This is a genomic window from Janthinobacterium violaceinigrum, from assembly GCF_009208555.1.
In the GTDB taxonomy this organism is placed as follows: Bacteria; Pseudomonadota; Gammaproteobacteria; order Burkholderiales; family Burkholderiaceae_D; genus Janthinobacterium; species Janthinobacterium violaceinigrum.
The window spans coordinates 44,810-50,809 of sequence record NZ_WFLI01000041.1 but is presented as its reverse complement, the minus strand read 5'-3'; the positions used below and the strand labels follow the sequence as shown (position 1 = coordinate 50,809).

The following is a 6,000-nucleotide window of genomic DNA, read 5'->3' as shown; positions in this document are numbered from 1 at the left end:
TCTGAGCCAGGATCAAACTCTTCAGTTTAATCTCTGTTTAATGTCATTTCTGACAGGTCGGACAGTATCGCTACCATCCAAATCTTTTGCATTGCAAAAGATTTGCTCACTCAAAAAACTGACAGGCCACTACTTTCGTAGCGCCTATTTCATTATTTCTTGTGAACATTTGATATTTTAAGTAATACGCCAATCCGAAGATCGGCGCTGCACTACATCAAATGCCCACACTTATCGACTGTTAATTGTTAAAGAACTGTATTCGGTACTGCTTTCGCGCTACCGACAAAGCGTTGTGTTTGTCAGCTGCGAAGAAGGAAGAGTATGAAGCGTTTAGATCGTTTCGTCAACCTTCTTTTTTCACCCTGCTTTACTCGGCATTTGCATGCGTCGTTCAGCGAGGGGGCGAATTATAGCCAAGGTGCCGCGCCGCCGCAAGGGCTATTTTTATACTGCCCCGTCCCACCGCCCAGCAAGCATAGTCTTCACTTCAAGCGCCTTTTTGTGCAGCCTGTCGCAATCGGCTGGCGTAGTTCGTGGTCTTTAGGCACAGTGGCAACATCAGACTCTGACGCGGCTCAACAAGCGGTTAAACTTGCCCGCTGCGTCGATTAACTCTTGTACTTGAAAGTGCCCCCATGCTTCCGATTTCCAGCCTGCCCCAATTGTTGAAAACCATCCTCGCTTGGTTGCAACGGGCATTCGACGCGACGACGACCTGGGTCACTCAGCTTTCCTGGTGGAAATTTTTCCTGTTTGCCGCGCTGGCCCTGATCGCCGGCTCCATTTTGCAAGATGAGCTGTTCTCGTCCAACCCGGACGAAGAAGTCGTCATCAAGTCGCACAAACGCAGCAGCAAGGGCTCGGGCGAAACCAATATCCTGATCGACGATACGGGCATCCATTTCAATCCCCGCAACAGCAAGAACCGGCGCAGCAGCACGGCAGACGCGGCCAGCGAGCCGGCCGATGCCGCCGAGACGGATGAGCATGCAAATACCGCGCCGCCGGCGCCGCCGGAACCGCCGGCCGCCCCCGCCAAACCCAGCTATCCAGTGACCACGAATGCTTCGGGGGAAGAAGTCCATATTGAATTGCCGCCACAAATCGGTGAAGAGTTGTCGAATGCCATAGAAGAAGCGGTCGATGATGCGGCAGAGCAAAAAGTGTCGCGCTATCACCAGCAAGCCTCGACCTGGTTCAAGAGCTTTGTGTCCCTGCTGGTCCTGGCCCTGTTCGCCATGAAGGCCCTGGTGGGCGGCAAGAAACGTGCAGAAGCGGAAACCGTCACGGCAAACGAGGCAGCCGAGCGCGAATCCATGCAGCGCCAGCTCAGCGAAGCGAAGATGCAGATGATGCAGGCGCAAGTCGAGCCGCACTTCCTGTTCAACACGCTTGCCTCCGTCGAACACCTGATCCAGGTCGATCCGCCGCGCGCCGCCAAGATGCAGCGCAGCCTGATCCAGTATCTGCGCGCCGTGCTGCCGCAAATGCGCGACAACGCCCTGATCACCAACCTGGGCCGTGAAGCGGACATGGTGCAAGCGTATTTGAACCTGCTGAAAATGCGCATGGAAGAACGCCTGACCGTCGATTTCCAGATTCCCGATGGCCTGCGCAGCGCCGCCTTCCCTCCCATGATGCTGCAATCGATGGTGGAAAATGCCATCAAGCACGGCCTGGAAGTCAAACCGGAAGGCGGCACCCTGCGCATCGTGGCCGAAGTGGCGCACAGCAAGCTGCGCGTCACCGTTACCGATGACGGCCTGGGCTTTGGCGTGGTGCCCAGCGATGGCACGGGCCTGGGCTTGCCCACGATCCGCGAGCGCTTGAAACTGCTGCATGGCGACCAGGGCAGCCTGACCATCACGCCCAACCAGCCCAGCGGCGTGTGCGCCGTGATCGAAGTGCCATATCAATTGTCCAAATAAGCTGCCCAAATAAGACAGTTGATAAAAACGCTAAATCATTGAATAATCAATCTTCGCCTGTTCACACTTGAGACCTATGCCTACCGCTATTATTGCCGACGACGAAAGACTGATGCGCGACCAGCTGCGCCTGCGCCTGGGCCAGGCCTGGCCCGAACTGGAAATCATCGGCGAAGCCAAGAATGGCGACGAAGCGATCGAACTGGTGGAACAACTCAAACCCGATTTTGCTTTCCTCGATATCCGCATGCCGGGCAAGACGGGCATGGAAGCGGCGCAAGTGATTGGCAGCAAGACGCATATCGTCTTTGTCACGGCCTACGATACCCACGCCGTGGAAGCGTTTGAACGGGGCGCCGTCGATTATGTGCTCAAGCCGCCCGAGCATGAGCGCTTGCTGGTGACGGTGGAACGCCTGAAAACGCACTTGAACAAGCCGGCCCTCGATGTCAACAGCAGCGTCACGGCCATGCTGTCGCAGCTGGCCGAGAAAATCACGGCCAAGCCTACCTATCTGCAATGGATACAAGCCAGCATCGGCCAGGACTTGCGCATGATTCCTGTGGAAGAGATTTTATTTTTCCGCTCCGACGAGAAATACACCTGCGTGCAGACCGCCAAGTATGAAGCGCTGATCCGCAAGCCCGTGCGCGACCTGGCCGAAGAGCTCGATCCTTCGCTGTTCTGGCAAATCCACCGCGCCACGCTGGTCAACGTGAATGCCATCGAAGGCGTCACGCGCGACATCCGCGGCCGCCATCTGGTGCTCATCAAAGGCAAATCCGACAAGCTCGAAGTGAGCCGCAGCTTCTTGCACCTGTTCAAGCAAATGTAAATCCCCCGCCGCCGCCCGGCCCATGCCGGCGCGGCGTCTTGATCTCGTCCACTCCCCTTCCTGCGCCACATCAAGCCGCGCCGCCCCAGCAGGCATAGGCTATTTACTTAGATAAAGTCCTGCCCGCCATCGCTGTCTTGCCTGCCTTCGCACACGTTCGCAAGGAGATACCCATGCCCGACCGAGGCAGTCCCGCACTGCTGCGCATCCTGCCGCTGGGCATGGCGGCGGCGCTTTTGCTGTGTTTGTTTCCTCCGTTGAAAGCCCGCCGGCAACGGCAGGCGCGTGGCCAGGCCATCATCGACAATGCCAGCGACGCCATCATCAGCATCAACAGCGAACAAATCATCCTGCATGCGAACGCGGCCGCAGCCAGGTTATTCGATGACACGCCGGCCGGCATGCGCGGCATGCGCCTGGGCCACTACATCCTGCGCGACTTGCGCACCCTGGGCGGCCTGGGCAAGCAGGATGGCGATCCGCCGTTCGGCGACATCAGCCAGGAGCTGCGCCTGACGGGCCGGCGCGCCACCGACTATACCTTGACGGGACGGCGCAACGATGGCGCCATGTTCCCCCTCGAAGGCTCGCTGTCCAGCATGCAGGAAGACGGCCATAGCGTGTTTACCATCATCGTGCGCGACATCAGTGCGCGCCAGCAGATGCATGAACAGCTGGCCCGCTCCTTTTCGCAATTGCGTGAATTGTCGAGCGCGCTGCAATCCATCCGCGAAGAAGAGCGCAAGCATATCGCGCGCGAACTGCATGACGACCTGGGACAGTTGCTGGCCACCTTGCGCGTCGACCTGACCCTCGTGCGCCAGCACACGGACACCACCGTGCCCCTGCAAGCGTTGCTGCATAGCATGGACGGCTTGCTGGTGACGGCCATCACCTCGCTGCGGCGCATCGCCAGCAACCTGCGTCCGCGCGCGCTCGATGAAGGGGGCTTGTATTTCGCGCTGCAAAAACTGCGCCACGATTTCCTGTTGCGCCGCGCCATCCATTTCGACTTGCTGGCCGACGAGGCCGACCTCGTGCTCGACGATGCGCGCAGCACGGCCATCTACCGCATTGTGCAAGAGGCGCTGACGAATATCGCACGCCATGCCGAAGCGAACCACATCACCATCGCCCTGCACCGCATCGATTCCTCGCTGGCGATCACCATCCAGGATGACGGCCGCGGCATTGCCGAACACGACCTGGAAAAAGCCACGGCACTGGGACTGCTGGGCATGCGCGAACGGGTGTGGGGTTTGAACGGCAGCATCCATATCGGCGCCGATAGCGAACTGGGCGGCACGCGCATCGAAATCTCGCTGCCCATGCATGCGGAGGCGGCGGCAGCGGCGATGCAATAAAAAAGGCGCCCGCAGGCGCCTTTGTCATCCATCACATCAAGCGATGCTTAGAATTTGTGTGCGATACCAACTTGGTACGACGTCAGCGACTTCACGCGCTCGCGGCCAGCATAAGCGTACACGTCGGTGCGCTTCGACAGGTGGTAGTCGTAACCGACGCCGAATTCCTTGATGGTGTCCTGATCCTTGAACTTGTTGTTGCTTTGCTCTTGCTTGCCATACGACACTTTGGCATCGCCGCCGCCAACCGTGTAGTTCAGGCCGATCAAGTAGGACTTGAATTCGCCGGTGGTTGCCACCTTGGTGTCGCCTTTCGAGTAGGCAGCCGTGATCTTGGCTGGGCCGAATTTATAGCCGCCACCGATGGACCACAGGTCAGCCTTGGCGGACGTTGCCGTTGCTTGCACGGCTTTTTCGTAGCCGGCGTGCAGGCTGATCGGGCCATTGTCGTAGGTTGCCAGGCCGATCACGCCAGCGTCAGCGCTGTTGACTTCGCTCAGCACGTATTGCAGGCTGCCCACGAAACCTTCAAAGCTTGGGCTGTTGTAGGTCACGGCATTGTTCACGCGCGACGAACCGACGCCCGAACGCAGCAGGGTTTCATTGTTCTTGCCAACCACGCCGTAGGTGTTGAATGGGTCGACGCGGGCGATGGTGCCATCGACCAGGTTCTTGGTGCGGCCCAGGATGGCGGTACCGAAAGCGCCTTTCAAGCCCACATACGCTTGACGGTCGAACAACACGCCTTTTTGCGCGCCGGTGTCGGCCAGGAATTCACTTTCCAGGTTGAAAATTGCGGACAGGCCGCCACCCAAATCTTCCGTACCCTTGAAACCGAGGCGCGACGCATTGTTTTCGCGTTCGACGGTCGGCTGGCCAGTGGTCTTGGCGATACCGAGGTCAACCAGGCCGTACACGGTGACGTTCGATTGTGCTTGCGCCGTAGCTGCCGCGAAGGTGCCGATGATCAATGCTGCCAGAGTAATTTTTTTCACTTGAGATTCTCTACATTAGGTTGGACAAGAGTGTTGCTGCTTAGCTGCTGAACCGAATCATGCCCATCAAATACTTCAACAATATGACATCGACAAGATGTTGCTTTTTGGCACAACACCGTGTTACCTAAAAACAACAGGCGAAAAAAAACCGCCCGAAGGCGGTTCAAATTGCCGTTCCGGCCTTACTTCAGGCGGCAGCTCAGCAGCCAGTAGTATTCCAGGCGCTTCATGCGGATTTCACGGGCCGAGTGGGCAAACTTCTTGCGCAGATGGCTATCCGACGGGAAATTCTTCAGCACTTCATAGCGTTCGCCCCCCTCCGTCGTGCGGAACTGGTGGGTATTGCCTTCCAGGTCAGTGCGCGCGATCACGGTGCTGCTGCCATCGACATAGGAATTGTCGATCAGCACCAGCAGGATGTCCTTGCCCAGCTTGCTGCGCAATTGCTTCAGATACTTGTCCTGGTCTTCGCGCTTGACGTGCGACCACCAGAAACCGGCGAACACGGCCGTGAACTTGCCCAGCAAGTCATCGGGCAAATTAAAGGCGTCGAGCTTGGCAAACGTGACATTGTCGGGCAAGCCGCGTGCCTGGGCCAGCGCCAGCATTTCATCGTTGATATCGGTGGCCAGCACGGACTCGGCCGATTCGGCGACCACTTCCGTCCAGTAGCCGGTGCCGCATGCCAGTTCCAGCACGGTGTGGCCTTCCAGCACGTCGGCGACCTTGTCGCGCAACACTTCCAGGTCTTCCTGGCGTTCGGGCTTGTCATAGACGCGCTCGTACTGCTGCGCGATGGTGGCGTAATATTTGGCAAGCTGATCGGTAATCATTGTTTCTTCTCTTCTTAAATAATCTTGGCCAGGCACATC

5 protein-coding genes are annotated in these 6,000 nt (G+C 58.0%); 3 read left to right on the top strand and 2 right to left on the bottom strand.

Features of this window, described 5'->3' with window-relative positions; genetic code table 11:
• The first annotated feature begins 638 nt into the window (after positions 1–638).
• The 3 genes from GCN75_RS24760 (at position 639) to GCN75_RS24750 (ending at position 4,130) form a co-directional block, all read left to right on the top strand.
• Positions 639–1,931, top strand: coding sequence for a sensor histidine kinase (locus GCN75_RS24760; protein WP_152284753.1), 1,293 nt, complete (start codon positions 639–641; stop codon positions 1,929–1,931).
• A 76-nt stretch (positions 1,932–2,007) separates the two neighbouring features.
• Positions 2,008–2,766 carry a LytR/AlgR family response regulator transcription factor gene (locus GCN75_RS24755; RefSeq protein ID WP_101480230.1) on the top strand — a complete coding sequence of 253 codons (759 nt, stop codon included), beginning with the start codon at positions 2,008–2,010 and terminating at the stop codon, positions 2,764–2,766.
• 173 nt (positions 2,767–2,939) lie between these two features.
• Positions 2,940–4,130: a PAS domain-containing sensor histidine kinase gene (locus GCN75_RS24750; RefSeq protein WP_152284752.1), complete on the top strand. Its 1,191-nt coding sequence runs from the start codon at positions 2,940–2,942 to the stop codon at positions 4,128–4,130.
• 47 nt (positions 4,131–4,177) lie between these two features.
• On the opposite strand, the gene GCN75_RS24745 is transcribed toward GCN75_RS24750, so the two are convergent.
• Positions 4,178–5,125, bottom strand: coding sequence for a porin (locus GCN75_RS24745; RefSeq protein WP_152284751.1), 948 nt, complete (start codon positions 5,123–5,125; stop codon positions 4,178–4,180).
• A gap of 185 nt (positions 5,126–5,310) precedes the next feature.
• Positions 5,311–5,961, bottom strand: a complete 651-nt coding sequence (locus tag GCN75_RS24740; protein WP_099665030.1) for a class I SAM-dependent methyltransferase — start codon at positions 5,959–5,961, stop codon at positions 5,311–5,313.
• Positions 5,962–6,000 lie beyond the last annotated feature (39 nt).